Raw genomic sequence first — 25676 nt, forward strand, 5'->3', positions numbered from 1 at the left:
CGCCCCGAAAAAAGTCGAGAAGTCGATGCGGACGCACTCCCTTACCCGTTCGCTTCGAGCGAAGTCGAGAAGCCGTGGGTCCAGCACGCGGTCAGGTTTCTCGACGTCGCTCGAAACGAACGGGTGGTGGCTGGGAAGGGCTAGGCAAAGCTCTCGACCGTCAATCCTCGCCGAACCGCGCCTCGACCAATTCGCAGAGCGCCGCCACCGCGCCCTCGGCCTGCTCGCCCTCGGCGCTGATCGTGATCGTGTCGCCCATCGCCGCGCCGAGCATCATGAGCCCCATGATCGAGGTGCCGGTGACGAACGATCCGTCCTTCTCGACGGTGATTTCGGTCGCCTGTGCCGAGGCGAGCGTCACGAACTTGGCGCTGGCGCGTGCGTGCAATCCGCGCCGGTTCGGCACCAGCACGCTGCGCGACACCTTGCTCAAGCCGCCGCCTCGCCCAGCACTTCGGACGCGACCGAGATATATTTGCGCCCCGCATCGCGCGCTGCCGCGACCGCTTCGGTGACCTTCATCGCCTTGCGCGCGCCGCCAAGGCGGATCAGCATCGGCAGGTTGATCCCCGCGATCACCTCGACCCGCCCGGTGTCGAGCAGCGAGATCGCCAGGTTCGATGGGGTGCCGCCGAACAGGTCGGTCAGCAGGATCACGCCCTTGCCGTCGTCGACCTCGTCGATCGCGCGCGCAATGTCGGCGCGGCGCTCTTCCATGTCGTCGTCGGGACCGATGCACACCGTGGCGATCCGCTCCTGCGCACCGACGACATGCTCCATCGCGACGACAAATTCCACCGCGAGCCGCCCGTGGGTCACGAGTACCAAGCCGATCATCGAATGTTGTTCTTCCATAGCCTTCATGGCGTAACCGGGGCGCTGGCGAGCGAGTCCTGCGGCGCCGACCCGAGGTCGCGATGCATCACCGTGGGCGAAAATCCAGCGTTACGCAACCGTGACGCCATGCGTTCGGCGACATGCACCGATCGATGTCTCCCGCCGGTACAGCCAAAGGCGATGGTAACATACGCTTTTCCCTCGGCGCGGTAGCGAGGCAGCAGCAGTTCGAGTAGCGCGGCGATCGATTCGAACGCCTGGGCATAGGCCGGGTCGCCCATCACATAATCGGCGACACCGGCATCACGCCCGGTGCCCGGGCGCAATGTCGGAACCCAATGCGGATTGCGCAGGAAGCGCATGTCGAACACCAGGTCGGCGTTGCGTGGCAGCCCGCGCGAATAGCCGAACGACAGGATCGACAGCGTCGGCTCACCGAGCCCATCGCCCGAAAAACCGTCGCGGATCATCTGCGCCAGCGCGTTGGCGGTCAGTTCGGTGGTATCGATCAGCCGGTTCGCCCAGTCGCGCAGCGGTGCGAGCAACTCGCGCTCGCGCGCGATCCCGTCGCTCGCCGGGCGGTCCTGCGCCAGCGGATGCCGACGCCGCGTTTCCGAATAGCGGCGCTCGAGCTCGGCCCCGCTGCATTCCAGGAACAAGGTGCCGATGGCAAAGCCATGGTCCTCGCTCAGCTTGCGGATTCGCCGCACGATCCGCTCGGCATCGAAGCCGCGGGTCTGCGCGCCGATCCCCAGCGCCAGCGGGCGGTCGTCCTGCTCGCCATGCGTCGGGCTTTCAGTCGCCAGCAGCCGGTCGAGCAGCAGCAGCGGCAGATTGTCGACGACTTCCCAGCCCAGATCCTCGAGCGTGCGCAGCGTCGTCGACTTGCCCGCCCCCGACATGCCGGTCACCAGCAGCAGCCGGCGTGGCCGCGACGCGGGGCTCATGCGCGGGTCGCCAGCAAGCGGCGAACCACCAGCTCGATCTTGATCGGCGCCGACGCCTCGAGCGCGGGCAGCGCGAATTGCGGCACCGCGATCCCCGCGATCAGGCGGAGGTTATCGCGCTCGGGCATCCGCTCGGGATGCGGATCGATCACGATCACCGCGGCGGTCGGTGCTTCTTCGACGAAGGGCAGTTCGCATACGCCAATCCCGCGCACCTCGATCTGCCCGCGGATCGTCTGCGGGGCGGCGGCGTACAGCACGCCGTTGCGGCGCAGCAGCAACGTATAGTCATCGCTCACCAGCACCGCGCCGCGGTCGATCAGCCGCAGCGTCAGGTCGGATTTGCCCGCCCCCGATGGCCCCTCGATCAACACCGCATGGCCGTCGATCGCGACGCAGGAGGCATGCAGCGTTTCGGACGACAACTGGCTCACCGCATGCTCCGCGCTCATGGGGCGGGCGGCCCCGGCAACCGTACCACGAACCGCGCGCCGCTCGCCTGGTCCTCGCGCGATTCGACATGGATCGTGCCCAGATGTCCTTCGACAATCGTGCGCGCGATGGCAAGGCCGAGCCCCGAATGGCGGCCAAAGCCCTCCCCTTCGGGGCGCACCGAATGGAAGCGGCGGAACACCGCCTCGCTCGCCTCGGCGGGAACCCCGGGGCCCTGGTCCTCTACGCAGACGATGACGGCATTGTCGTTGATGGTAGCGGCGACGGTCACGATGCCGCGATCGGGCGAGAACGAAATCGCGTTCTCGATCAGGTTCTCGAACACGCGCTCGAGCCGCACGCCTTCGCCCTGTACCGTCAGCGCCACATCGGGGGTGCGATCGAAGCGCAGCTCGACCCCGCGCTCGATCCCGCGCGCATGCCATCCCGCGACCATCGCCTCGAGCATCGCCCCCAGGTCGACCGGCTCGAACTTGGCACGGCTCAATTGCGCGTCGAGCCGCGAGGCTTCGGAAATGTCCGAGATCAGCCGGTCGAGCCGCAACACGTCATCGCGGACGATCGCCAGCAGCCGGCGCTGCAGCTCAGGGTCGCGGACATTACCCAGCCCCTCGACCGCCGATCGCAGCGAGGCGAGCGGGTTTTTCAGCTCGTGCGCCAGATCGGCGGCGAACGCCTCGGTCGCGTCGATCCGCGCGCGCAGCGCCAGGCTCATGTCCGACAGCGCACGCGCGAGCATCCCGATCTCGTCGCGACGCGAGGGCAGGCGGGGGACCACCACCTCGCGCGCGCGCCCCAACCGGACGCGCACCGCGGCGCGCGCGAGCAGCCGGAGCGGGCGGACGATCGTTCGCGCCAGAAACAGCGACAGCAGCACCGACACCAACGAAACGATTCCCAGCACCACCCCCAGCCGGAAGCGCTCGACCCGCACCACGCTGGTGATGTCGCGCGCGTTGACCGTCGTCAGCAGCGTGCCGCGCGCGCCCAGCGGTGCGGCGGCGGTGATCACCGGGGTGCGATCGGGCGCACGCCACAAGGTCGAGGGCGCGGTGTGGTGCTGGTAGGCGGCGCGCACGTCGGGCCAGTCGAAGCCGCGATTGCGCGGGCGTTCGCGATACAGCGGCGCGCGCGCCGCGCCGACGACGGTGTCGATCCCGGCGTCGAGCAGCCGTGCCGCCTCGGTCTGCCAGCGATCCTTGTCGGGATCGCGCAGCAGGAAGTTGCGCACCCCGAGCGCGCGGCTGTCGCTCCGCTCGACCCCGTCGGCGGCAAAAGTGCGGATCCTTGTGCCCGTCTGCCGCGCGAGCCGGGTGACCAGCGCCTCCTCATCCGACAGCCGCGTCGCCATCAGCGCCTGCGCGACCAGCCGTGCCTCGCGGCTCGCTTGCTCCATCCGGCTGTCGAGTAGCCGCAGCCGGTACGAATCGAGGTAGAAGAACCCCCCCGCCAGCAGCGCCAGCGCGAAGATGTTGACGAACAGGATGCGCGGCGTGAGCGACAGCCGGCCCGACCAGCGAAGCGGAAACTCGCTCTCGTCAGTCGTCGGAAAAGCGATAGCCCGCTCCGTACAATGTCTCGATCGCGTCGAATTCGGGATCGACCTGGCGGAATTTGCGCCGCACGCGCTTGATGTGGCTGTCGATCGTCCGGTCGTCGACATAGATGTCGTCATGATAGGCGGCATCCATCAGCTGGTTGCGCGTCTTCACGATTCCCGGCCGCTGCGCCAGCGTCTCGAGGATCAGGAACTCCGTGACGGTCAGCGTCACGTTGGCGCCCGCCCAGGTCACGCGGTGGCGCGCCGGGTCCATCGCCAGCCGGCCGCGCTCGATCACCGGCTGCGGCGGCGGCGCGGCCTCGCCGTGCTCGCCGGCCACCACTACTTCGGTGCGGCGCAGGATCGCACGGATCCGCGCGATCAACAGCCGCTGGCTGAACGGCTTGGCGATATAATCGTCGGCGCCCATCGCGAGGCCCAGCGCCTCGTCGAGCTCGTCGTCCTTGCTCGTCAGGAAGATCACCGGCACCGCCGATTTCTCGCGCAGCCGCCGCAGCAGCTCGAGCCCGTCCATCTGCGGCATCTTGATGTCGAGCACCGCCAGATCGGGGGGATTGTCGACCAGCGCCTTCAGCGCCGCCTCGCCGTCCGAATAGACGCGGGTGACGAACCCCTCGGCCTGCAGCGCGATCGAAACCGAGGTGAGGATGTTGCGATCGTCGTCGACGAGCGCGATCGATGCGGTGGTCATGCGTGGTTCCACGCGGTGGTACGGCCCATCGGTACGGCGTAGCCCAAACGCGGTTGCGGCTCAATTCCCCGCCTAGCGCGTCGATTTGACGAACAGCAGCGCAACCCATAAGCGCGCGCTAACAATATAACAGCTGCGACGAATATAGTCGTGGGAGAGGAATGATATGATAAATGAGCCGATCGCGCGCCACGATCTGGCGGCGCAGGGTATTGCTACCGACGCGACGCAGCATTGGAACCTCGGCAACGCCGCCCTGGTCGAGCAGGCATTGCGCCGCGGCGAGGGGCATTTGTCTGACCATGGCGCGCTGGTCGTCGAAACCGGTCGCCACACCGGGCGCTCGGCGCAGGACAAGTTCACCGTCCGCGATGCCGCCACCACCGACAGCATCTGGTGGGGCCCGAGCAACAAGCCGATGGAGTCCGATGCCTTCGCCCGGCTCAAGGCCGATTTCCTCGACCATCTGGCTCGCCAGGAAACATTGTTCGTCCAGGATCTGTTCGGCGGATCGCAGCCCGAATATCGCGTGAACGTCCGCGTCATCAACACGCTCGCCTGGCACAACCTGTTCATCCGCACGATGCTGGTACGTCCCGAAGCGCACGAACTGGCAGGCTTCGCGCCTGACTATACGATCATCGACCTCCCCGATTTCCGCGCCGATCCCGCGCGTCACGGCTGCCGCAGCGAGACGGTGATCGCGGTCAACATCACCGACCGGCTGATCCTGATCGGCGGCACGCGCTATGCCGGCGAGATGAAGAAGTCGGTATTCGGGCTGCTCAACTATCTGCTCCCCGAACAGGGCGTGATGCCGATGCACTGCTCGGCCAATATCGGTCCCAAGGGCGATACCGCGGTGTTCTTCGGGCTGTCGGGCACCGGCAAGACGACCTTGAGCGCCGATGCCAGCCGCACGCTGATCGGCGACGACGAACATGGCTGGTCCGACACGCATGTCTTCAATTTCGAAGGCGGCTGCTACGCCAAGACGATCCGCCTGTCGGCGCAGGCCGAGCCCGAAATCTACGCCACGACGCAGCGCTTCGGCACCGTGCTCGAAAACGTCGTGATGGACCCCGACACACGAATCCTCGACCTCGACGATGCGACGCTCGCCGAGAACAGCCGCGCCGCCTATCCGATCGACTTCATCCCCAATGCCAGCGCCGACAATATGGGGCCGGTGCCGCGCAACATCGTGATGCTCACCGCCGATGCCTTCGGCGTGCTGCCGCCGATTGCGAGGCTCACCCCCGACCAGGCGATGTATCACTTCCTGTCGGGCTATACCGCCAAGGTCGCGGGCACCGAAATGGGCGTCACCGAGCCCGAGGCGACCTTCTCGACCTGCTTCGGCGCGCCCTTCATGCCGCGCCATCCTTCGGTCTATGGCAATCTGCTCAAGGAACGGATCGCGCGCGGCCAGGTCGATTGCTGGCTGGTCAACACCGGCTGGACCGGCGGCAAATACGGCGTCGGCAGCCGCATGCCGATCAAGGCGACCCGCGCATTGCTCAATGCCGCGCTCGACGGCAGCCTCAACGACGGCGACTTCCGCACCGACCCCAATTTCGGCTTCGCGGTGCCGGTATCGGTCCCCGGCGTCGACCCCGCGATCTTGAACCCGCGCGACACCTGGGCCGACAAGGCCGCCTATGACGAAACCGCCGCCAAGCTGGTCGACCTGTTCGTCGAAAACTTCGCGCCGTTCGAAGCCCATGTCGACGAAGGCGTCCGCGCCAGCGCGCCAAGGAGCGTGGTGCCCGCCTACTAAGCGCGCGCCGTCACCCCGGCCTGGTGCCGGGGCCCACCGTGCGGCAAACGCAGCGTCCAAAGACCGGGCGCACCGCCCGCCGCGCCGTGGACCCCGGCACCAGGCCGGGGTGACGCTAGCCTGAGCTGGCAACCACCACCGCACCCCAACCGGAACCCAGCCCCGCACCCGCCGTTCCCCAGCACATGCCATCGTTCGACATCGCCGCCTGGGACGTTCCCACCCCGGTCATCAACCTCGCGATCACCGCGCTCGCGGTGCTGCTCGCGCTGATCGTCCACAAGATCGGCTTCCAGCTCCAGCGCCGCTTCGTCGCGCGCACCGCCTCGACCTCGGACGACGTGTTCGTCGAGGAGGCGTTCCGCCCCGCGCGTTGGCTGGCAGTGGCGATCGGGCTCGCGCTGGTCCGCCGCTTCCTCGATCTGTCGGACACCAGCGATGCGCTGTGGAACCAGCTCGCCGGCCTCATCGTCCCCGGCATCCTCGGCTGGCTCGCGATCGCGATGGTCCGCGCGGTCGGCCGCACCGTCGAGCTCAGCGCCGACATCAGCGTCGCCGACAATCTCCGCGCGCGCCGCCGCCGCACCCGCAGCGCAATCCTCGGCCGGATCGTCATCTTCCTCATCGGCTTCATCACCATCTGCCTGATGCTGCTGAGCATCCCCAGCATCCGCAACGTCGGCGTCACGCTGATGGCCTCGGCGGGCATCGCCGGCCTCGCGGTCGGCGCCGCCGCCCAGCCAGCGCTCAAGAACCTGATCGCGGGCATCCAGATGGCGTTCACCGAGCCGATCCGGATCGACGACGTCGTCATCGTCGACGGCGAATGGGGCAGGGTCGAGGAGATCCGCCTCACCTATGTCGTCATCGCGATCTGGGACGAGCGGCGGCTGGTGGTGCCCGTGTCGAAATTCCTCGAGGAATCGTTCCAGAACTGGACGCGCAACACCTCGAAGCTGCTGGGGTCGGTGTTTCTCTGGCTCGACCCCGCCACCGACATCCCCCGCCTCCGCGCCAAGGCCGAAGAAGTCATCGCCGCCAACCCGCGCTGGGACGGGCGTGCGCAGGGGCTGCAGGTCACCGACAGCAAGCCCGACGCGATCGAGGTCCGGATCCTCGCCACTGCCAAGGACGCCGGCACCACCTTCGACCTGCGCTGCGACATCCGCGAGGCGCTGCTGGCGTTCATCCGCGACGAGATGCCCGAAGCACTGCCGAGAACGCGCGCGCTGGTCGAGCCGATTTCGCCCCGTCCGGAGCGGTGAGGGGCAACGACCGACCGCCCCGATACCTCCCCTCCCTGGAAGGGAGGGCGCGGGGGTGGGTAGGTTCGAGGCACCCGGAACGCCCGCCACGCGCCGACCCACCCCTAACCCCTCCCTTATCAGGGAGGGGAGCAGGTCGCGGCTACCGCCCCTAGATCCCCAATCACCCCCGCCGCGTCGCCATCCACCGGTCGATATTCCCCGCCAGCACCGTCAGCGGCACCCCACCGCCGCCGACCACCGCATCGTTGAACGCCTTGAAGTCATAGCGCGGCCCCAGCTCGGTCTGCGCCTTGGTCCGCAGCCGGTTGATCTCGCTATGCCCGATCTTGTAGCCGCAGGCCTGGCCCGGCCACGCGCAATAGCGATCGACCTCGCTGGTCACTTCGCCCACCGACGATCCGTTGGTCCGCGCGAACCAGTCGATCGCATAGTCGCGGGTCCAGCGCTTGGTATGCAGCCCGGTATCGACCACCAGCCGGCACGCGCGGAACGCGATCGATTGCAGATAGCCCAGCCGCCCTACCGGATCGTCGTCATACACCCCCAGCTCGTTGCCCAGCTGCTCGGCATACAGCGCCCAGCCTTCGCCCATCGCGCTGAACCCCATCAGCGAGCGCAGCAGCGGCAGCTTCTGGGCATATTCGCCCTGCCAGACATGGCCGGGAATCGATTCGTGGAAGGTCAGCGTCGGCAGGCTGTATTTGGTGTGGAGCGCGGGGTCCTTCAGGTTGATCCAGAAACGCCCCGGCACCGATCCGTCGATCGTCCCCGCGCCGCCATAAGCGAGCGGCGCGCCTTCCTGCTCGGCGATCGCGATCCTTTTTACCTCGACGATGCCCTTCACCGGCGCGCCGAACGCGCGGGGCAGGCGGGTGCGGACATCGGCGATTGTCGCCTGGATCATCGCCATGATTTCCGCGCGTCCTGCGTCCCCCGCGGCGAACTGGAAGCGCGGGTCCTTGCCCAGGCCCGTCATCCGTTCGCCGACGCTGCCCTTGGTATAGCCCAAAGTCTTGAGGATTCCGTCCATTTCGCCCTGCAGGCGCTTGAGCTCGTCCTGGCCCATCGCGTGGACCTCGTCGGGGGTCATCCGCGTCGTTGTCGCCGCGCGCAGCGTCCAGGCGTAATAATCGGGGCCGTCCTTGAACTTCCAAACCCCGGCATCGGCGTTGGTTGCTTTGCGATGCAGCTCGAGCTCGGCGATCTGGCGATCGAGCGCGGGGGCGACGTCGGCGGTCGCGATCTTCTCGGCGCGCGCCGCCCAGTCGCCGGGGATCGCCTTGGTCCGCCGTGCGAGCGATTCGACGATCAGCCAGTCCTTCGCCGGCCCTTCGCGCGTCATCTTGATCGACGCCAGCGTCTTGTCCATCAGCACGTCCGACGCGATCACCCCGCGGCCACGCGCGTCGCGCAGCCGCTCGGTCTCACCGTCCAGGTTCTTGGCGAACGCTGCCAGCCGTGACAGATAGGCGTCGGCATCGGCCTTGGTCTCGACCTTGTGCGTCGCGTCGAGGAACTTGGGCACGTCGAGATACGCGCCCATATTCTGTGCCACCACATACGGCCCGTTGCGCCACCCGCCGACCGCCACCGCGCCATAGGGAAAGGCGAACCCATCGATCGCGGTGGAATAAGCCGTGATTGCGACTTCGACATCGGTGCGGATCGCCGGCGACAGCGCGGCGGTATCGACCGCGCGCAACCGATCGAGCGCGCTCTTGGTCCACGCCGCGCTATGCAGCCGCCCCGCGCTCGACCGATCCGACGACCGCGCCTTGAGCCCCGCGCGCGCGCCGGTATCGATGCCGAGCCCCGTCGCGCTCTCGGGCGAGCGCAGCAGATATTCCTCGGCGATTCCGTCCATCAGCGCCTGCGCGCGGACGTCCGCAGTGGCTTGCGCGGCGCGCAGCGGCAAAGCGGTGAGCGCGGCGGTCGCGCCGGTCGCAAGCAATAATTGGCGGCGATCGAGATTCATGCAGTTACTCCAGGACGATCGGTTCGATGATGAGCGTGGTATTCTGGACGCCGACGACGCGTGCGATCGCGCCCACCGGCAGAACCGGACCGCGCGACGGCCATTCGCCATCGGCGACGCGCACCCGCCCGCTGCCATCGGCGCCCGAGGATACGACGGTCACCGTCGCGCCGAGCAGCCGCGCGCCGACATCGTTGAGCAAAGGATCGGCGCTGTCGGGCGAATAGTCGCGATACCAGCGCCGCCCGATCGCGATCGTCACCGCGCTCCACGCGGCAAGGCTCGCGAGCTGGCCCGCCAGCGGCAGGTCGGGAAATAGCAGCACGAAGGCCCCGGTGATCGCCGCGGCGATCGCGACGAAGACCAGGAACACCCCGGGCACCAGCAGCTCGACGCCCGCCAGCACGGCACCGGCGGCGATCCACCACAGCCCCGGATTGTCCCATTCCATGCGGTGTCAGTCTTCCGCCGCTTCGATCCGCGGGCGCTCGGGCGGGGTAGGGGGCGACGACGCACCGCCGACGATCTCCTTGGCGAGCTCGCCGATCCCGCCCAGCGTTCCCATCAATTGCGTCGCCTCGACCGGGAACAGGATCGTCTTGGCATTGGGGCTGGTCGCGAACTTGCCGATCGCCTCGACATATTTCTGCGCGATGAAATAGTTGAGCGATTGCGGGCTGCCCTGTTCGATCGCGATCGACACCAATTCGGTCGCCTTGGCCTCGGCCTCGGCGGCGCGCTCGCGCGCTTCGGCGTCGCGGAACGCCGATTCCTTGCGCCCCTCGGCCTCGAGGATGCGTGCCTGCTTCTGCCCCTCGGCGCGCAGGATCTCGCTCGCGCGCGTGCCTTCGGCCTCGAGGATGTTGGCGCGCTTCTCGCGTTCGGCCTTCATCTGGCGGCCCATCGCGTTGACGATGTCGGCGGGCGGGCGGATGTCCTTGATCTCGACGCGGGTGATCTTCACCCCCCACGGCGTCGTCGCCTGGTCGACCACGCTCAGCAGCCGCGCGTTGATCTCGTCGCGCTTCGACAGCGTCTCGTCGAGGTCCATCGATCCCATCACGGTGCGCAGGTTCGTCGTCGTCAGCTGCATCAGCGCCATGTACAGGTCCGACACCTCATACGCCGCCTTGGGCGCGTCGAGCACCTGGAAGAACACCACGCCGTCGGTCGAGATCATCGCATTGTCGCGGGTGATGATCTCCTGCCCCGGAATGTCGATCACCTGCTCCATCATGTTCACCTTGCGGCCGACGCGATAGAAGAAGGCGGGATACAGGTTGAACCCCGGTCGCGCGACGGTGGTGAAGCGCCCGAAATGCTCGATCGTATAGTTATAGCCCTGCCGCACGATCTTGATGCTCGCAAACAGATACGCCAGCACCAGTGCGACGATCACCGTCAACAGCCCTGCAATCACATCCATGCCGCCATCCCCGCTTGCCCGTTGCGGCGATGCTAGCAGGATCGCCGCGTGAGGCCAGCACAACCGGGCGTCGCCACGCGCCCCCTAGCGCCAGCGCCCCCCCTTGGTTACATGGGCCGCCAACCTCTCCCCCGCGCAGGATTCGGCACCTCATGGACATTCCCCTCGGCCTCACCTTCGACGACGTCCTGCTGTATCCGGGGGCGTCGGACGTGGTGCCGAGCCAGGCCGATGCGCGCACCCGCGTCTCGCGCGAATTGAGCCTCAACATCCCGATCCTGTCGTCGGCGATGGATACCGTCACCGAATCGGACATGGCGATTGTCATGGCGCAGCTCGGCGGCATCGGCGTGCTCCACCGCAATTTGTCGGTCGCCGAACAGGTCGCGGCGGTGCGCCAGGTCAAGCGCTTCGAAAGCGGCATGGTCGTCAACCCGATCACCATTCACCCGCAGGCGCCGCTCGCCGAGGCACGCGCGCTGATGCAGCGCCACAAGATCAGCGGCATCCCGGTGGTCGAGGCATCGGGCAAGCTCGTCGGCATCCTCACCAACCGCGACGTCCGCTTCGCCGAGAACCCCGCGCAGCCTGTCGCCGAGCTGATGACGCGCGACAATCTCGCCACCGTCTCGACCGCGGTGTCGCAGGAGGAAGCGCGCCGGCTGCTCCACCACCGCCGCATCGAAAAGCTGCTGGTCGTCGATGATGCGTATCGCTGCGTCGGCCTCATCACCGTCAAGGACATCGAAAAGGCGGTGCTCTACCCCGACGCCACCAAGGACCGCACCGGCCGCCTCTGCGTCGCCGCCGCCACCACCGTCGGCGACAAGGGCTTCGACCGCACCGAACAGCTGGTCGATGCCGAGGTCGACCTGATCGTCATCGACACCGCGCACGGCCACAACCGCGACGTCGCGCGCGCGGTCGAGCGCGTCAAGAAGCTGTCGAACTCGGTCCAGGTCGTCGCGGGCAACGTCGCCACCGCCGAGGCCACCCGCGCGCTGATCGACGCAGGGGCCGACGGGATCAAGGTCGGCATCGGCCCCGGATCGATCTGCACCACCCGCGTCGTCGCCGGCGTCGGCGTGCCGCAGCTCACCGCGGTGATGGAAAGCGCGCGCGAGGCGGCCAAGTCGGGCGTCCCCGTCATCGCCGATGGCGGCATCCGCACCTCGGGCGACATCGCCAAGGCGCTCGCCGCGGGCGCCTCGACCGTCATGGTCGGCTCGCTGCTCGCGGGCACCGAGGAAGCCCCCGGCGAAACCTTCCTCTACCAGGGCCGCGCCTATAAATCCTATCGCGGCATGGGCAGCGTCGGCGCAATGGCGCGGGGCTCGGCCGACCGCTATTTCCAGCAGGACATCAAGGATCAGCTGAAACTCGTCCCCGAGGGGATCGAGGGCCAGGTCCCCTACAAGGGCCCCGCGCGCGACGTGATCCACCAGCTGGTCGGCGGGGTGAAGGCGGCGATGGGCTATACCGGCGCCGCGACGCTCGAGGAGCTGCGCGAAAAGGCGCGCTTCGTGCGGATCACCGGGGCGGGCCTTCGCGAAAGCCATGTCCACGACGTGACAATCACGCGCGAGGCCCCGAACTACCCGACGCGGTAACGGGCCACCTCTCAACCGTTCGTGCTGAGCTTGTCGAAGCACCGTTCTTCTTTTGCCGGCGGGTCGAAGAAGAAAGGACAGTGCTTCGACAAGCTCAGCACGAACGGACTAGGGTTAGTCCCTGCACCTCACCCCGCCGGCTCCACCCGCGGCGCGAGCCAGCGCATCTCCACCGCGCCATTGCCCGACCCGACCTGCTCGGCGGCCACCCCCGCCTCGGTCAGCGCCGCCACCACCACATCGGCCTGCGCCCCCGACACCCCGATCGGCAGCTGCAGCCGCCGCGCCGCCCAGATCGCGGTGGCGATCGCACGGCTACCCTCGGCATCGGGCGCATCCTCGCCGAAGCTCACGCCGCCAGGCACCGCGGGCGGCGGCACCAGCTCGACCGTCCAGCCCTCCGCCGCGCCCGCCACCCGCGCCTCGAGCGCGCGATACACTTCGAGCCCCGCCCCCGGCAGCGGCGTCGCGGTCACCACCGCGCGGCGATGGTCGCGGTCGACCAGCACCCGGTCGGTCGGCACGCCTGCCACCAGCGACAATTGCTCGCCGATCTGGGTCACCGCGCGCGCCTCGCGGGTGGCGCGCTCGCTCGCCTGCGCGCGCGCGAGCTGCGTCGCCTCGGCATCGCCCACCCCGACGCGGAACTGCTCGATCGTCAGCCCCACCGGCCGCCCCAGCGCCGCCTCGAGCTTCGCCTTCACGCTCCGCTCGGCCTGCGCGACGAAGCTCGGCGTCAGCACCGTCGCATCGACGCGCACCGGCTCGGCGGTATAGTCGATCTCGAGCTGGCTCACCCGCGCATTGTCGCCGAATTGCTGCGACACGATGTCGCGCGCCTGGCGCGAGGCGTTGGTCTCCCACGCGATCTGGCGCAGCGTCAGCCCCAGCGGCACCGCCAGCGCCGCGAACACCGCCAGCATCGCCGCGGTCTGGAACAAGGTCTGCCGCGGCGACAGCCTGGGGCCGAAGCCGTATAGCCGCGCCATGATCGCCGCCGACAGCGCGATCACCATGAAGTTGGTGAAGAACAACAGCAGCGCGCCGAAGAACACCGTCCAGTTCGCGGTCGCCAAGCCAAAGCCGACGGTCGCCAGCGGCGGCATCAGCGCGGTGGCGATCGCCACCCCGACGATCGCGCCCTCGCGCCCGCGGATCATCGCATAGGCCCCCGCCAGCCCCGAAAACAGCGCCACCAGCAGGTCGAACAAATTGGGCCGGGTGCGCGCGGCCAGCTCGCTGGTCACCGTCTGCAGCGGCGACATCGACACGATCGCCGCGCAGAACAGGATCGCCATGATCGTGCCGAGCACCATGGCGACCAGCGCCCGCCGGATCTCGACCGCGTCGAACAGCGCGACGCCGAAGCCCAGCCCGATGATCGGCCCCATCAGCGGCGAGATCAGCATCGCGCCGATGATCACCGCGGGCGAGGACAGCAACAGCCCCAGCACCGCGATCCCCGCCGACATCAGGATCATGAAGGCATAGCGCCCGTCGAACGCCTCCTCGTCCTCCACCTTCTCCACCACCGATCGGTGATCGACGCTGGTGATGACGTGGTTGCGCCACCAATGGAGGAGCGGATGCGGGTCGGCGGCTTCGGTGGTCATGGGGGAGGGGGTAATGCGGAAGGCGGAGGAGGGCTAGGGGGGAGGGGCCTAGCCAACTATGACGTACCCCCGGTCTTCTCACATAGCGCCGGCTACGCTACTGCGAATGAAGGGGCAGAACCATCTTTAAAAAGTTGTATTTGACTATTGATCTCTCTGATAGCCGTTCACCGAAAACTTAATATTGTCTATCAGTTCTTTTCCATAAACTCTTTCCATTCTCGTATAGAACTCAGGTTCTACGTCTTTAGCGAATGCCAGAGTGCCGGCCAACTTCACTTCGGCCTTCCTGTCGAGCTTGCCCTGAGAATAATGAAATATTGCTGACCTGATATTTCTTTTGCGGTCCCTGCCAAGCGAAACGCGCCCGTCCAACGTCAGCACTAATCCCGTAATCTGCCTGTGGTATTTCGGAGTTACCAAAATTGTTTTTTTATTGTTGATCGTCAATTTAGGATATGAAAGTCTATTTATGACGGATCTAATAATGCCATCGACAACCTTAAGATTCCAAGTTCGTTCGGCGGAAAATGTCAGATCGTCTGCATACCGAGTATAAGTTATTTTGTGCGGTGTAACCCGGTCATAAATTGCACGATCAAAGGCATTCATGAGCACATTGCTCAATATCGGCGATGAAGGTGCGCCAATTGATAAGCGGAGAATACGTCCGCCCTTCGGTCTTCTAAAGAGCAACCTTCCCGACATTATAGCATCTTGGCGGCCGAAAGTTTCGTTTTCGTCACAATAAGAAAGCCAAGCTCGCTCAGTTATAGAAGGAAAAAATTCAGTAAAGTCATACTTTAGGATGGCGCGATTATGGCTATGTCGCTCCGCGTTTTGTCGGATCGAGGCTCCGGGTCGGTAAGCGGTTGCGCAAGGATGCACCGGAAGCGTTTCAAGATATGATTTGACGACAACTCTCTGTGCAGTCTTTAGCTCCGAAGCAGGATGAGCAATTTCGCGCGTACCACCGGTGCGCTTCGGGATGGTGTACACTTTGTAGCGTTCGGGTGCGGTCCTCACCAGCGTAGCAAGCTCGCGCTCGCTGATCCGGAGTTCTCGTAGAAGTGTTTCCGTCAATGTCATGGCCGTTGGCGCTCCTGATCGACGGCAGCCACTCGATCCGGATCGTTTTCTTCCCAATATGCTCTGAAATCCGATCGGCGACGCGTTTTATCGAGTAGGGGTTCTTTAAATTCAAATTTGGCCGCTTCGTTCAGATTTAGTTTTGCGAAATGCACCCGGTCAAAACCAGATGTTGCGCTCGCTGCCCATCGAATTGCTGAACAGCAAAACGATACCCGATCGAGCAACTCATTATCGACCTCAAATCCAAACTCAGATAAGAGCAATAATAGTTCGTCGTCCTTCAAGCAATATGCTTCCCTCAGCAGGCCAACATATACCTTGCAAAGATGGTTGAACTTGGTGACATCAAGAGTTGTTCTGTTTTCCGTTTCTTGCAAGCGCTGCTCAACGGGCGAGGAGAGCGTTCTTACAAGCAAATTAGGATCAACTGAATCAATCTGACCGGAAGCCATTCCAACCGTGCTATCCGCAAACGAGAATACCGACTTGGGATAATCTCTGCGAAGATTTGCCACGGGTCCTTTTGTTATAAAGGTAGATTTGTTTAGGTATTTGCTTTGAACAACCAGTAAAAGCTTTTCCGATATGCCGCTAAGCATCGAAAAGCTACCTAGCTCAGCAAAGCTGCCTGGACTTTCGGAAAACAGAAGGACAAGCTCGCAAATCTGCGCGATATCTAATTCGAACTTCACTAGGTCGACATAGGGCGCACCCTTATCGAAGAAATCTTCAATTTCTTCGATTTGCAGTGGCTCAGAGTTTTTTAAGGCATCGATCGCTCCGCCGCGAAGATAGGCGTCACGCAAAGAGAGAGGCCGCGCATCATTTATGTGCGACACTTCGCCGCCGCATAGTAAAATGTAGCGCTTTGGGGGATAAACCCGGACGCTTCCTACGTTCACGTTGTTGCAAAACGTAGTCAGCATCCGGATCGCTTACCTAAGCCCCAAACGGACGAAGGATTCGTCCGAGCGGAGCGGCCCTTGGGCGGACGAAGCCTTCGTCCGTTTGGGGCACATATTTCTTACCAATAATATACGATCCGGCGAAGCGCCAGACCAACCGTTGAACGGTCTTGTTCGCGTAAGCCCTTTCGATATCGGTCACCGGGCCCGTAACTGTCAATATCCTTATAGCCCCCAGCTCGGTCGTGGTCGGATGAGAATGGGCCAACGCCCAACCCCCTGTCCTACAAGCCCCCATTCGGCTACGCCAGAACCCATGTACCCCCACAACACCCGCACCACGACCACCCCGTCGAACCCGCCCCGCCGCATCCCGCGCGCGCGAAGCCGCGCCGCCATCCGCACCCCCCGCCACCACCCGGAAGGGGCGAATCCGGGGGGTACGTACTGTAGCTTTTGTAGCCTTCCGAGCATTTCGGCATGACGCCGCCGGCACGCGTCCAGGCCGCGATCGACCTGCTCGACCTCATCATCGCCGCGGCGCGCGAGGGCGGGGCGGCGGCCGATACGATCATCGCGCGCGGATTCGCCGCACGGCGCTATGCCGGGTCGAAGGATCGGCGCGCGGTGCGCAACCTGGTCTATGACGCGATCCGGCTGTGCGGCGAGCTGCCGCGCGACGGGCGCGCGGCGATGCTCGCGCTGGCGCAGCGCCTCCCCGGCGTCGCCGCGGCGTTCGACGGCTCCACCTATGGCCCGCCCGCGATCAACCCCAATGAAAAGGCGGCGGTTCCCGGCGTCGCCCCCGCCTGGCTGGTCACCGCGCTCGCCGCTTCGGGGCTGGGCGAGGCCGAGCAGGAAGCGTTGCTCGAACGCGCCCCGCTCGACATCCGCGTCAACCGGCTGCTCGCCGCGCGCGACGATATCGTGATCGAGGGCGCGCAGCCGCTCGCCTTCGCCCCCGATGCGCTGCGGCTGCCCCCCGACACCTCGGTCGACAAGCATCCCGCCTATGATTCGGGGCTGATCGAGGTGCAGGATGCCGGCAGCCAGCTGGTGACGCTTGCCTGCGGCGTCGCGCCCGGCATGCGCGTGATCGATCTGTGCGCGGGGGCAGGGGGCAAGACGCTCGCGCTCGCCGCCGCCATGGCGAACCAGGGCGATCTGCTCGCCACCGATACCGATCGCGGGCGGCTGCAGCGCCTGCCGCCGCGCGCCGAGCGCGCCGGGGTGACGATCGCGCGCACCTTGCTGCTCAATCCGGGGCATGAGGCCGAGATGCTCGCCGACGAGACCGCGCGCGCCGATGTCGTGCTGATCGACGCGCCCTGTTCGGGCACCGGCACCTGGCGCCGCAATCCCGAGGCGCGCTGGCGGCTCACCGCCGATCGGCTGACCAAGCTCGAGGCGACGCAAGCGCGCCTGCTCGATCTCGCGGCGACCTTGGTGCGGCCCGGCGGCGCGGTGGTGTATGTCGTGTGCTCGTTGCTCGATGCCGAGGGCGCCGACCAGGCCGCCGCCTTCCTCGAACGCCATCCCGGCTGGCAGGCCACGGCGATCGATCTGCCCGCGGGCACCCGCCACGGCGCGGGGATGCGGCTGACGCCGGCATCGGATTCGACCGACGGCTTTTTTGTCGCGATGCTGCGCACCACATGATAGCCAGCTAGCTGTGTCTGTTTCGGAGAAGATCATGCGGTTCACCACCGTCACCATCGCCCTGTCGCTCGCCGCGGTCAGCATCTCGACCTCGCTCCACGGCCAGCGCCCCGACGACCAGATCGACGCGCGATCGGTGGCCTTGGTCGAACGCGCCAAGGCGGCACGCGCCGCGGGCAATCTGACCGGCGCGAACGACCTGCTCGAAACCGCGCTGGTGGTCGATCCGCGCAACCGCGAGGCCTTTGTCGTGCTGGCCGAGGTCGCGCGCGCGCAGAACCTGCCCGGCAAGGCGATCCGCCTGTACCGCGAGACGCTGTCGCTAGAGCCCAACGACGTGGCGGCCTTGCGCGGCCAGGGCGAGGCGCTGGTGCAGAAGGGCGCGGTGGTGAAGGCAAAGGAAAACCTCGCCAAGATCCGCACGCTCTGCAAGGCGGAATGCGGCGATGCGACGAGGCTGGCCGCGGTGATCGCGAAAGGGCCACCGGTAACGGCAACGGCGGCAGCGACTACGACAGCGCCGGCTGCGGCGGCGGCGGGAAAGAACTAACCTCCCCCCGTTCGTGCTGAGCCTGTCGAAGCACCGTCCTTCTTCCGCAACGCCGGAGAGAAAGAACAGCCCTTCGACAAGCTCAGGGCGAACGGGGCAGGGGGCTAACCCCTATTTCCCCGCATCGATTACCCGCGCAATCGCACAAAACTCGCCAACGCTCACCGTCTCCGCCCGCCGCGTAGGATCGATCCCCAACCCCTCGACCGCCGCCAGCGCCCCCGGCATCCCCTTCAGGCTGGCGCGCAGCATCTTGCGCCGCTGGCCGAACGCCGCCGCGGTCAGCGTCTCGAGCGTCCGCAGCCGCACCCCCTCGGGCTGCTCGCCGGGCATGACATGCACCACCGCCGACATCACCTTGGGCGGCGGGGTGAAGGCCGATCGATGCACCGGCATCGCGATTCTGGGGATGCTGCGCCACTGCGCCAGCACCGCCAGCCGCCCATAGGCGTCGTCATTGGCCTGTGCGACGATCCGGTCGGCCACCTCGCGCTGGAACATCAGCGTCAGGCTCTCCCACCAAGGGGTCCAGGGGGCGGACAGCCACCCGACGAACAACGCGGTGCCGACATTGTAGGGCAGGTTGGCCACCACGTGCGGTTTGCCCTCGAACAGCCCCGCATGATCGATCGCCAGCGCATCGCCTTCGATGACGGTCAGTTGCCCCGGATATGCTTCGCCCAGTTCGGCCAGCGCCGGAATACACCGCCGATCGCGCTCGATCGCCGTCACCCGCGCCCCGGCGGCGAGCAGCGACCGCGTAAGCCCGCCAGGGCCAGGTCCCACTTCGAGCACCTCGGCCCCGGCCAGGTCGCCCGGCACCCGAGCGATCCGGTCGAGCAACTGCTGGTCGAACAGGAAATTCTGCCCCAGCGCCTTGCTCGCGGTCAGCCCATGCGCCCGGATCACCTCGCGCAGCGGCGGCAAGGCCACCGTCATGCGCTGCGGGTCAGACGACGTTCGGCAGCACTCGCCGCCATCCGGATCGCCGCGATCATCGCGCCGGGCTCGGCACAGTCCTTCCCAGCAATCCCGAACGCGGTGCCATGGTCGGGCGAAGTCCGCACGATCGGCAGCCCCAGCGTGATGTTCACCCCCTCGTCGAAATGCAGCGTCTTCAGCGGGATCAGCGCCTGGTCGTGATAGCAACAGATCGCCGCATCATACCCAGCGCGCGCCCGGGCATGGAACATCGTGTCGGCGGCAAGCGGTCCGACCGCGTCGATCCCTTCGGCGCGTAGCAGCTCGATCGCCGGGGTGATGATCTCGATCTCCTCGGTGCCCAGCGCGCCGTCCTCGCCGGCATGCGGGTTGAGCCCGGCAAAGGCGAGCCGCGGCCGCTCGATCCCGAAATTCTTGGTCAGCCCGCGCGCCGTCACCCGCGCCTTGGCGACGATCAGCTCGATCGACAGCAACCCACGCACCGCCGACAGCGAGACATGCGTCGTCACCGGCACCACGCGCAGCGTCGGCCCGGCGAGCATCATCACCGTATTCTCGGGCGCCACGCCGCACCGCTCGGCGATGAATTCGGTCTGCCCCGGATGCTGGAAGCCGATGCGATACAGCTGCGTCTTCGATACCGGCGCCGTCACCAGCGCCCCCGCCGCCCCCGATCGTGCCAGCCCGACCGCGAGCTCGAGCGATTCGAGCGCGCTGCGTGCGCCCTCGCCATCGGGCGTGCCGGGGGTCACCATCCCGGCATCGTGCACCGCCAGCACCGGCAGCGCGGTGTCGAATACGCCCGCCACCTCGTCGGGATAAGCGATTCGCGCCACCGGGCCGTCCCAGACCTGCTCGATCGATCGCGGATCGCCCACCGCAAAGAACGGTGCGAGGCCGTGCAGCTGCCGATGCGCCCACGCCTTGGCGACGATTTCAGGCCCAATCCCGGCGGGATCGCCCAGCGGCACGACGAGCGGGCGGATCATCGCGCCGGGGCTCGCGGGGTTATTGATATTCGACGATCGCATCGCGGCGAAGATCGCGCAGCATCCGCTGGGCGCGCAGGTTCACGCGCTCCTGCTCGAGCCCTGCCTGGATCTGCTCGGGGTTGGGCGCATTGGCGGTGGCGGGATCGTCACGACCGCACAGCACCAGCACGCGTACGCCTTCGGTCGGCGAACCGAACGGCGGCGTTGCCTGGCCTACCTGCAGGTTGATCATCAGGTCCTGCAGCTGCGCGGGCAGCTCGCGAATGCGGATCGCGTCGTTGTCGACCACTTCGGCGCCGATCTGCTGCGCTACCGCGTTGACGTTGCCGCAGCCTTGGATCTTCTGCGTCACCTGCGCGAACTCGGCGGCCCGCGCCTGGATCTGCTCCTGGGTGAGCGCGGTGGAGAACTTCACCGACATCTGCCGCAGGCTGAGCCGCGCGTCGCGCGGGTCGGCGGTCAGCACCTGACGCTTGTCGACCATGTACAGGATCGAATAGCCCCCGGGGATCGCGATCGGGCCAGCGATCTGGCCGACCTGCATCGTCTTGGCGGCCGCCGCCAGCTGATCGGGGAGCACGGCGGGATTGATCCAGCCCAGATCACCCTCGACCGCCTTGGTCGTCGCCTCGGAGAAATTGCGCGCAAAATACTCGAACGGCGCGCCACCGCGCATCTGTTCGATCATCTTGCGACCGTTTTCGAGCACTTCAGCCGCGCGATCGGGGGTGGCGCTGAGGTAGATTTCCTTCAGATGCGCTTCCTCGGTCCCCTTGGCGGCCTCGAGGCGCGCGATGATCGCCTTCACCTCTTCCTCGCCGACACTGATAAAGGGCTCGACCTGGCGGCGCAGCAGCCGCGTCCAGGCGAGCTCGCCCTCGATCTGCCGCCGCAGCGACCGCTCGGACGAACCGATCTGTTCGAGAAACGCCTTCATCTGTTCGGGCGTGCGCTGGAAATTGCGCGACACCCGCGTGAAGCTCTGTTCGATCTCGGCGGGCGCGACCTTGATGTCTTCGTTGGCCGCGGCCTGGATTTGCAGCGTCTCGTCGATAATCGCGCGCAGCACCTGCAGCCGCAACTGATCGCGCTCGGCATCGCTTACCTGTACGCCGCGAAGCCCGGTGATCATCGCGAGGCGCTGATCGACGTCGGTGCCGGTGATCACGGTTTCGTTGACGATCGCGGTCGCCTTGCGGATGTTGGGATCGACCTTGCCGAACACCTGCAGATTGCTCGGCAGGTTCAGGTTGGTTGCCGGCGTGTCCTGCCCGGCTCCCGCCTGTGGATCGCTCACCGTCTGCGCAGCGGCGATCCCCGCGAGCATCGTGGCGGCGGCAAATGCGCCGAGGCGCTTCATCTTCGTACCCAAATCCGGTTACCCCATCACGCGCCGGGGCGAATGCCCGCCGGCCGCGTTGCCATGTCATTACGTGCCTGAACCTCGCCTTAGCGCCCCAGGTTCGTCAATGCCAGCGTCAGCAGGAAGCTGTTCCCACGCCGTGCGTCGCCGATATCGGTATAGTCGCGGCGCCACGCGACGCCGAGCCGCAGGCAATCGTCCTCATATTCGACCCCGATCCGATGGCGAACGGGATCGAACCCGTCCGACAACGACAGCGGGTCCTCGCTACGATCGGTGAGGTCGACCGTTGCCGAACCGAAGACCGACCACAGCCGCGCGAACGCCACCCGCCCCGCGACGCGCGCTTCCTCGCGATCGCGCAGATCCTCCAGCTCGATCCCGATATCGCGGTTCAGGCGGAGATAGCCGATCTGGGCATAGGTCTGGCGCGAACCGATCGTCGCGTCGATCTCGTTGCGGCGGAGCGCGAGCCCGTCCTTGTCGATGCGATAGCGGTGGGTGAGGCTGACGAACTGGCGAAAGCGGATTTCGGTGCGGCCGACGAAATCGGACCAGCGATCGTTGAGCCCGGTCCCGTCGGGAAACAAGACGGACCGGTCGGTCAGGCGATAGCTTTGCCCGACATTGGCATTGATCGCGATCCCCGGCAGGTCGAGCGCATAGTCGAGCCCGTAGGTAAACCGCGTCGAATCCTCGAACCGATCATAGCCGGGGAAGCGATTGAGCGCGAAGAGGTTCGAATCCTCGAGGTCGACCGCGCGTGCATCTTCGTTGGGGATCGACAGATTTTCGACATGCGGCGCCACCACCATCTGTACGCGCGGCGTAAAGCGCTGCGTGCCCCCCAGCGCCTCGCCGATGAACGGCCATTTGACGTCGACCGCGGCGGCGCCGATCGCGCGCGCCGAAAAGCCTTCGTCGCCGCGATACGACACGACGCTGGTCAGCAGCGTATCCTGGGTGTTGTACACATCGGCACGGGCAAGCGCGCTGAAGGTGACTTCCTGGCCGAGTGTCGTCACCCGGCGCAATTCCCACAGCGCCGAGGCAAAGGCGCGCTGGGTGTCCTGGCCCGATTTGCGACCGATCGCGAGGCTGTTGAGCTGGAAGGTGAAGCGGCCGCCGAGCACGCCGTCCTCTATCCGCTTGCGATAATCGATCTCGGGCAGCGCCAGCGGCTGCGCGGTGCCGGTACCGTCGAGCCGGAGCGACTGCACCGCCCAGCCATTGATGGCGAAATAGCTGTCGGGGGTGATCCGCATCACCCCGACATTGCTGCGCAGCCGGTCGTCGCGCGAAATGTCGTAGCGCCGCAGGAAAGTGCGATCGGTGGCTACCCGGATCGAGGCATAGGCGCTCCATTCGGGGGTGAATTGCGCGCGGCCCGAAGCATCGACATAGCCGCGAAACGCGTTCTCGCTGGTGGCCGGCACGTCGGTGACGATCAAGTCGTCGCTGCGCCGGCTATAGGTGCCATAGGCATTGATGCGGAACGCGCCGAGGCTGTTGAGTTCGCGATAATCGGCTTGGAGCATCGGCAGCGATCCGGTGAACACCCGCGGGGTGATCGTCAGGTCGCGATTGGGGCCCATTTCGAAATGATAGGGCAGCGCGAATTCGAGCCCGTTGACTCGGCCATAGCGGATTTCGGGGGCGAGCACGCCTGCCGCGCTCTTGCCGCCGATCGTGTGCGAGAAGCTGGGCAGCGGCAGAGTGAGGCCGAGCAGGGTGATCCGCGCGCCCTTGTAGCGCACCCGGCTGCGGGCAGGGTCGTAGGTCACCTCGCGCGCATTGATCTTCCAGCTCGGTTCCTTGGGGCAGTTCGCGGCGGTGGTGACGGTGCAGGGGGTATAGGCCGCGCGTGTCACGCGGATGATGCCGCCTTGCTCGCGCACACCGCGTTCAGCGGCAAGCCTCCCGCCCTGTTCGAGAACCACCAGCATGTTCTGCACCACGCCGTCGCGCAGGCTGTCGGTCAGCTCGATCCGGTCGCCATAGGCGATGTCGCCCTGCGGGTTGGTGACCGCGATATTGCCTTCGGCGACGACCTGGCCGGTGGTGCGGTTCCAGGTGACCTTGTCGGCGCGCAACCGTTCGCCCTGGCGCGACAGCCGGACGTCGCCGCTGGCATCGACGACGTCGCCATCGGTATTATATTCGAGCAGATCGGCGCTGAAATCGATTTCGTCTTCGTTGCGCGGGTCGGCGCCGGTCTGCTCGGGGGCGGGCGGCGGGGTGGCGCGATCCTGCAGATCCTGCGCCTGCGCCTGCGCCTGCGCCGCGACCGCAAGGCCGAGCGAGAGCGGCAGCGCGGCGGTACGCAACAGGGCCAGGCGCTTCACGATGGTCAGGGTCCCCTTTTGCCGCGAGATACAAGCGGCCAGCAGCGCCCTATCGCACCGCACGCTGGCTTCCGCAATCGGCGCCTTTTGCGTGTCGCGCCGCCAGTCCCTAGATGGTGGCAACCCAGCGCACCCCCGCGCCCGATGGAGAGAGCATTCGCGCATGCAGATCGACTTTACCGCCACCGCCCCCGAAACCGCCGAAACGATCGCCCTGATCGTCGAGCGCGACGGCAAGCCCGCGCTCGATCGCTTCGACGACGCGACGCGGTCGCTGATAACCGGCGCGCTCGCCGCCGCGCGTTTCGACGGCGAAGCCGGGACGATCGCCGAAATCTTTGTGCCCAACGGGCAGGGGACCGGGCGGGTTTTGTTGGTGGGGATCGGCTCGGGCGACGAGGTCGAACATGAAAAGGCGGGCGGCGCGCTCGCCGGACGATTCCTCACCGCGGGTATTGCCGGCATCGTCGTCGATTTCGCGGGCACCAGCCCGAGCCCCGCGGCGGTCGCGCGCTTCGCGGGCGCGGCGGCGGCACGCGCCTGGCGGTTCGACGTCTATCGTACGAAGCAACCCGAGCGACAGAAGCCGACGCTCACCGCGATCACCATCGCCGGCGCCCCCGACGGCACCGATGCGGCATGGGCCAAGGCCAAAGCGCTGAACGAAGGGCTCGAACTGACGCGGACGCTCGTCTCGGAGCCGCCCAACATCCTGTACCCTGAAAGCTTCGTCGACCGCTGCCGCCACCTCGAGGAACTCGGCGTCACGCTGACGATCCTCGACGAGGCCGCGATGGCCGAGCACGGCATGGGTGCGCTGCTCGGCGTCAGTCAGGGGTCGGTGCGCGAAGCGCGGATCCTGGCGATGCATTGGAACGGCACCGACAGCACCGGCGATCCCGATATCGCGCTGGTCGGCAAGGGCGTGACCTTCGACACCGGCGGCATCTCGCTCAAGCCCGGGCCGGGCATGGAAGACATGAAGTGGGACATGGGCGGCGCGGGCGCGGTCGCGGGAGCGATGAAGGCACTCGCCACGCGCAAGGCCAAGGCGAACGTGATCGGCGTCGTCGGGCTGGTCGAGAACATGCCCGACGGCAACGCCCAGCGGCCGGGCGACGTCGTGACGTCGATGTCGGGGCAGACGATCGAGATTCTCAACACCGATGCCGAAGGGCGGCTGGTGCTCGCCGATGTCATCACCTGGGTCCAGCACGCGCATCGCCCCAAGACGATCGTCGACCTGGCGACGCTGACCGGCGCGATGATCATCAGCCTGGGCAGCGAGCATGGCGGATTGTTCGCTAACGACGATTCGCTCGCCGAGCAGATCCTTGCGGCAAGCCGGGCGTCGGGCGATGCCTTGTGGCGCTTCCCGATGTCGCCCGCCTACGACAAGCTGATCGATTCGCCGATCGCCGACATGAAGAATGTCGGGCCGCGCGGCGCGGGATCGATCACCGCGGCACAGTTCATCCAGCGCTTCGTCGATCCGGGCGTGCGCTGGGCGCATCTCGACATTGCGGGGATGGTGTGGTCGGACAAGCCGGGCAACACCTACGACAAGGGCGCGACCGGCTTCGGCGTGCGCGTGCTCGACCGGTTGGTGCGCGACAATTTCGAGGGATGAATGCTGCCGCCCGGCTAACGGGCGGCATCGGGGCGAA

General features: G+C 66.4%; 22 protein-coding genes. 6 read left to right on the forward strand and 16 right to left on the reverse strand.

The annotated features are described in order from the left end of the window. Nucleotides 1-160: 160 nt before the first annotated feature. From OKW76_RS02540 to OKW76_RS02565, 6 genes are read right to left on the reverse strand one after another with little or no spacing between them, the layout of a single operon-like run. On the reverse strand, nucleotides 161-433 hold the full coding sequence (locus OKW76_RS02540) for an HPr family phosphocarrier protein (RefSeq protein WP_265550854.1): 273 nt from the start codon (nucleotides 431-433) through the stop codon (nucleotides 161-163). Further along, complete coding sequence (locus OKW76_RS02545) at nucleotides 430-837, reverse strand: PTS sugar transporter subunit IIA (protein WP_256508007.1); 408 nt, start codon at nucleotides 835-837, stop codon at nucleotides 430-432. Before OKW76_RS02545 ends, OKW76_RS02540 begins: the two co-directional genes overlap by 4 nt. A gap of 23 nt (nucleotides 838-860) precedes the next feature. After that, nucleotides 861-1784 carry an RNase adapter RapZ gene (gene rapZ / locus OKW76_RS02550; protein WP_265550858.1) on the reverse strand — a complete coding sequence of 308 codons (924 nt, stop codon included), beginning with the start codon at nucleotides 1782-1784 and terminating at the stop codon, nucleotides 861-863. Then, nucleotides 1781-2236: an HPr kinase/phosphorylase gene (locus OKW76_RS02555; protein WP_265550860.1), complete on the reverse strand. Its 456-nt coding sequence runs from the start codon at nucleotides 2234-2236 to the stop codon at nucleotides 1781-1783. Before OKW76_RS02555 ends, rapZ begins: the two co-directional genes overlap by 4 nt. After that, complete coding sequence (locus tag OKW76_RS02560) at nucleotides 2233-3837, reverse strand: ATP-binding protein (protein WP_265552730.1); 1605 nt, start codon at nucleotides 3835-3837, stop codon at nucleotides 2233-2235. Before OKW76_RS02560 ends, OKW76_RS02555 begins: the two co-directional genes overlap by 4 nt. Then, nucleotides 3776-4489 (reverse strand): response regulator transcription factor, encoded by a 714-nt coding sequence (locus OKW76_RS02565; RefSeq protein WP_265550862.1) that lies wholly within the window; start codon nucleotides 4487-4489, stop codon nucleotides 3776-3778. Before OKW76_RS02565 ends, OKW76_RS02560 begins: the two co-directional genes overlap by 62 nt. A gap of 166 nt (nucleotides 4490-4655) precedes the next feature. Here OKW76_RS02565 and OKW76_RS02570 point away from each other — a divergent pair, with 166 nt between their 5' ends. Further along, on the forward strand, nucleotides 4656-6269 hold the full coding sequence (locus OKW76_RS02570; RefSeq protein WP_265550864.1) for a phosphoenolpyruvate carboxykinase: 1614 nt from the start codon (nucleotides 4656-4658) through the stop codon (nucleotides 6267-6269). Nucleotides 6270-6454: 185 nt separating this feature from the next. Beyond that, complete coding sequence (locus OKW76_RS02575) at nucleotides 6455-7534, forward strand: mechanosensitive ion channel family protein (RefSeq protein ID WP_265550866.1); 1080 nt, start codon at nucleotides 6455-6457, stop codon at nucleotides 7532-7534. Nucleotides 7535-7697: 163 nt separating this feature from the next. Here the strand turns inward: OKW76_RS02575 and OKW76_RS02580 are convergent, their stop codons facing one another. The 3 genes from OKW76_RS02580 to OKW76_RS02590 are packed head-to-tail and all read right to left on the reverse strand — an operon-like array spanning nucleotide 7698 to nucleotide 10938. Continuing rightward, entirely contained in the window at nucleotides 7698-9512 is a 1815-nt protein-coding gene (locus OKW76_RS02580) for a DUF885 domain-containing protein (protein WP_265550867.1), read from the reverse strand. A gap of 4 nt (nucleotides 9513-9516) precedes the next feature. After that, on the reverse strand, nucleotides 9517-9963 hold the full coding sequence (locus tag OKW76_RS02585) for an NfeD family protein (RefSeq protein ID WP_265550869.1): 447 nt from the start codon (nucleotides 9961-9963) through the stop codon (nucleotides 9517-9519). Between the two features lie 6 nt (nucleotides 9964-9969). Then, a complete protein-coding gene (locus OKW76_RS02590) occupies nucleotides 9970-10938 on the reverse strand; it encodes an SPFH domain-containing protein (protein ID WP_265550871.1) in 969 nt (322 codons plus the stop codon). A gap of 152 nt (nucleotides 10939-11090) precedes the next feature. Here OKW76_RS02590 and guaB point away from each other — a divergent pair, with 152 nt between their 5' ends. Next, nucleotides 11091-12548, forward strand: coding sequence for an IMP dehydrogenase (gene guaB, locus OKW76_RS02595; protein WP_256507342.1), 1458 nt, complete (start codon nucleotides 11091-11093; stop codon nucleotides 12546-12548). Between the two features lie 128 nt (nucleotides 12549-12676). Here the strand turns inward: guaB and OKW76_RS02600 are convergent, their stop codons facing one another. From OKW76_RS02600 to OKW76_RS02610, 3 genes are all read right to left on the reverse strand, one after another. Then, nucleotides 12677-14161 (reverse strand): DUF389 domain-containing protein, encoded by a 1485-nt coding sequence (locus OKW76_RS02600; RefSeq protein ID WP_265550874.1) that lies wholly within the window; start codon nucleotides 14159-14161, stop codon nucleotides 12677-12679. Nucleotides 14162-14305: 144 nt separating this feature from the next. Beyond that, complete coding sequence (locus OKW76_RS02605) at nucleotides 14306-15250, reverse strand: retron St85 family RNA-directed DNA polymerase (protein WP_265550876.1); 945 nt, start codon at nucleotides 15248-15250, stop codon at nucleotides 14306-14308. Beyond that, nucleotides 15247-16179, reverse strand: a complete 933-nt coding sequence (locus OKW76_RS02610) for a retron St85 family effector protein (RefSeq protein WP_265550878.1) — start codon at nucleotides 16177-16179, stop codon at nucleotides 15247-15249. The genes OKW76_RS02605 and OKW76_RS02610 overlap by 4 nt, the downstream gene beginning before the upstream one ends. 459 nt (nucleotides 16180-16638) lie before the next feature. Here OKW76_RS02610 and OKW76_RS02615 point away from each other — a divergent pair, with 459 nt between their 5' ends. Both OKW76_RS02615 and OKW76_RS02620 read left to right on the forward strand, forming a co-directional pair. Beyond that, nucleotides 16639-17817 (forward strand): RsmB/NOP family class I SAM-dependent RNA methyltransferase, encoded by a 1179-nt coding sequence (locus OKW76_RS02615; protein WP_265550881.1) that lies wholly within the window; start codon nucleotides 16639-16641, stop codon nucleotides 17815-17817. Between the two features lie 34 nt (nucleotides 17818-17851). Beyond that, nucleotides 17852-18367, forward strand: coding sequence for a tetratricopeptide repeat protein (locus tag OKW76_RS02620; protein WP_265550882.1), 516 nt, complete (start codon nucleotides 17852-17854; stop codon nucleotides 18365-18367). A gap of 111 nt (nucleotides 18368-18478) precedes the next feature. Here OKW76_RS02620 and rsmA read toward each other — a convergent pair whose 3' ends face one another. The 4 genes from rsmA to OKW76_RS02640 all read right to left on the reverse strand — a co-directional run bounded on the left by rsmA (nucleotide 18479) and on the right by OKW76_RS02640 (nucleotide 24009). After that, entirely contained in the window at nucleotides 18479-19306 is an 828-nt protein-coding gene (rsmA, locus tag OKW76_RS02625) for a 16S rRNA (adenine(1518)-N(6)/adenine(1519)-N(6))-dimethyltransferase RsmA (RefSeq protein ID WP_265550884.1), read from the reverse strand. Beyond that, the gene (pdxA, locus tag OKW76_RS02630) at nucleotides 19303-20340 is read right to left on the reverse strand and encodes a 4-hydroxythreonine-4-phosphate dehydrogenase PdxA (RefSeq protein ID WP_265550886.1); all 1038 of its coding nucleotides are present in this window, start codon (nucleotides 20338-20340) and stop codon (nucleotides 19303-19305) included. The genes rsmA and pdxA overlap by 4 nt, the downstream gene beginning before the upstream one ends. Beyond that, a complete protein-coding gene (locus OKW76_RS02635; RefSeq protein WP_265550889.1) occupies nucleotides 20318-21661 on the reverse strand; it encodes a peptidylprolyl isomerase in 1344 nt (447 codons plus the stop codon). Before OKW76_RS02635 ends, pdxA begins: the two co-directional genes overlap by 23 nt. 89 nt (nucleotides 21662-21750) lie before the next feature. Beyond that, entirely contained in the window at nucleotides 21751-24009 is a 2259-nt protein-coding gene (locus OKW76_RS02640) for an LPS-assembly protein LptD (RefSeq protein ID WP_265550893.1), read from the reverse strand. Between the two features lie 163 nt (nucleotides 24010-24172). On the opposite strand from OKW76_RS02640, the gene OKW76_RS02645 reads away from it, so the two are divergent. After that, on the forward strand, nucleotides 24173-25639 hold the full coding sequence (locus tag OKW76_RS02645) for a leucyl aminopeptidase (protein ID WP_265550895.1): 1467 nt from the start codon (nucleotides 24173-24175) through the stop codon (nucleotides 25637-25639). The last annotated feature ends 37 nt before the right edge of the window (nucleotides 25640-25676 follow it).

Origin of the sequence: Sphingomonas sp. S1-29, from assembly GCF_026167545.1 — a bacterium.
Taxonomy (GTDB): domain Bacteria; phylum Pseudomonadota; class Alphaproteobacteria; order Sphingomonadales; family Sphingomonadaceae; genus Sphingomonas.

What these genes read in the sequence shown, in the direction of transcription:
- OKW76_RS02545 (WP_256508007.1), bottom strand. Translation starts at nt 837, where the DNA reads ATGATCGGCTTGGTACTCGTGACCCACGGGCGGCTCGCGGTGGAATTT.
- rapZ (WP_265550858.1), bottom strand. Translation starts at nt 1,784, where the DNA reads ATGAGCCCCGCGTCGCGGCCACGCCGGCTGCTGCTGGTGACCGGCATG.
- OKW76_RS02555 (WP_265550860.1), bottom strand. Translation starts at nt 2,236, where the DNA reads ATGAGCGCGGAGCATGCGGTGAGCCAGTTGTCGTCCGAAACGCTGCAT.
- OKW76_RS02565 (WP_265550862.1), bottom strand. Translation starts at nt 4,489, where the DNA reads ATGACCACCGCATCGATCGCGCTCGTCGACGACGATCGCAACATCCTC.
- OKW76_RS02570 (WP_265550864.1), top strand. Translation starts at nt 4,656, where the DNA reads ATGATAAATGAGCCGATCGCGCGCCACGATCTGGCGGCGCAGGGTATT.
- OKW76_RS02575 (WP_265550866.1), top strand. Translation starts at nt 6,455, where the DNA reads ATGCCATCGTTCGACATCGCCGCCTGGGACGTTCCCACCCCGGTCATC.
- OKW76_RS02580 (WP_265550867.1), bottom strand. Translation starts at nt 9,512, where the DNA reads ATGAATCTCGATCGCCGCCAATTATTGCTTGCGACCGGCGCGACCGCC.
- OKW76_RS02585 (WP_265550869.1), bottom strand. Translation starts at nt 9,963, where the DNA reads ATGGAATGGGACAATCCGGGGCTGTGGTGGATCGCCGCCGGTGCCGTG.
- OKW76_RS02590 (WP_265550871.1), bottom strand. Translation starts at nt 10,938, where the DNA reads ATGGATGTGATTGCAGGGCTGTTGACGGTGATCGTCGCACTGGTGCTG.
- guaB (WP_256507342.1), top strand. Translation starts at nt 11,091, where the DNA reads ATGGACATTCCCCTCGGCCTCACCTTCGACGACGTCCTGCTGTATCCG.
- OKW76_RS02600 (WP_265550874.1), bottom strand. Translation starts at nt 14,161, where the DNA reads ATGACCACCGAAGCCGCCGACCCGCATCCGCTCCTCCATTGGTGGCGC.
- OKW76_RS02605 (WP_265550876.1), bottom strand. Translation starts at nt 15,250, where the DNA reads ATGACATTGACGGAAACACTTCTACGAGAACTCCGGATCAGCGAGCGC.
- OKW76_RS02610 (WP_265550878.1), bottom strand. Translation starts at nt 16,179, where the DNA reads ATGCTGACTACGTTTTGCAACAACGTGAACGTAGGAAGCGTCCGGGTT.
- OKW76_RS02615 (WP_265550881.1), top strand. Translation starts at nt 16,639, where the DNA reads ATGACGCCGCCGGCACGCGTCCAGGCCGCGATCGACCTGCTCGACCTC.
- OKW76_RS02620 (WP_265550882.1), top strand. Translation starts at nt 17,852, where the DNA reads ATGCGGTTCACCACCGTCACCATCGCCCTGTCGCTCGCCGCGGTCAGC.
- rsmA (WP_265550884.1), bottom strand. Translation starts at nt 19,306, where the DNA reads ATGACGGTGGCCTTGCCGCCGCTGCGCGAGGTGATCCGGGCGCATGGG.
- pdxA (WP_265550886.1), bottom strand. Translation starts at nt 20,340, where the DNA reads ATGCGATCGTCGAATATCAATAACCCCGCGAGCCCCGGCGCGATGATC.
- OKW76_RS02635 (WP_265550889.1), bottom strand. Translation starts at nt 21,661, where the DNA reads ATGAAGCGCCTCGGCGCATTTGCCGCCGCCACGATGCTCGCGGGGATC.
- OKW76_RS02645 (WP_265550895.1), top strand. Translation starts at nt 24,173, where the DNA reads ATGCAGATCGACTTTACCGCCACCGCCCCCGAAACCGCCGAAACGATC.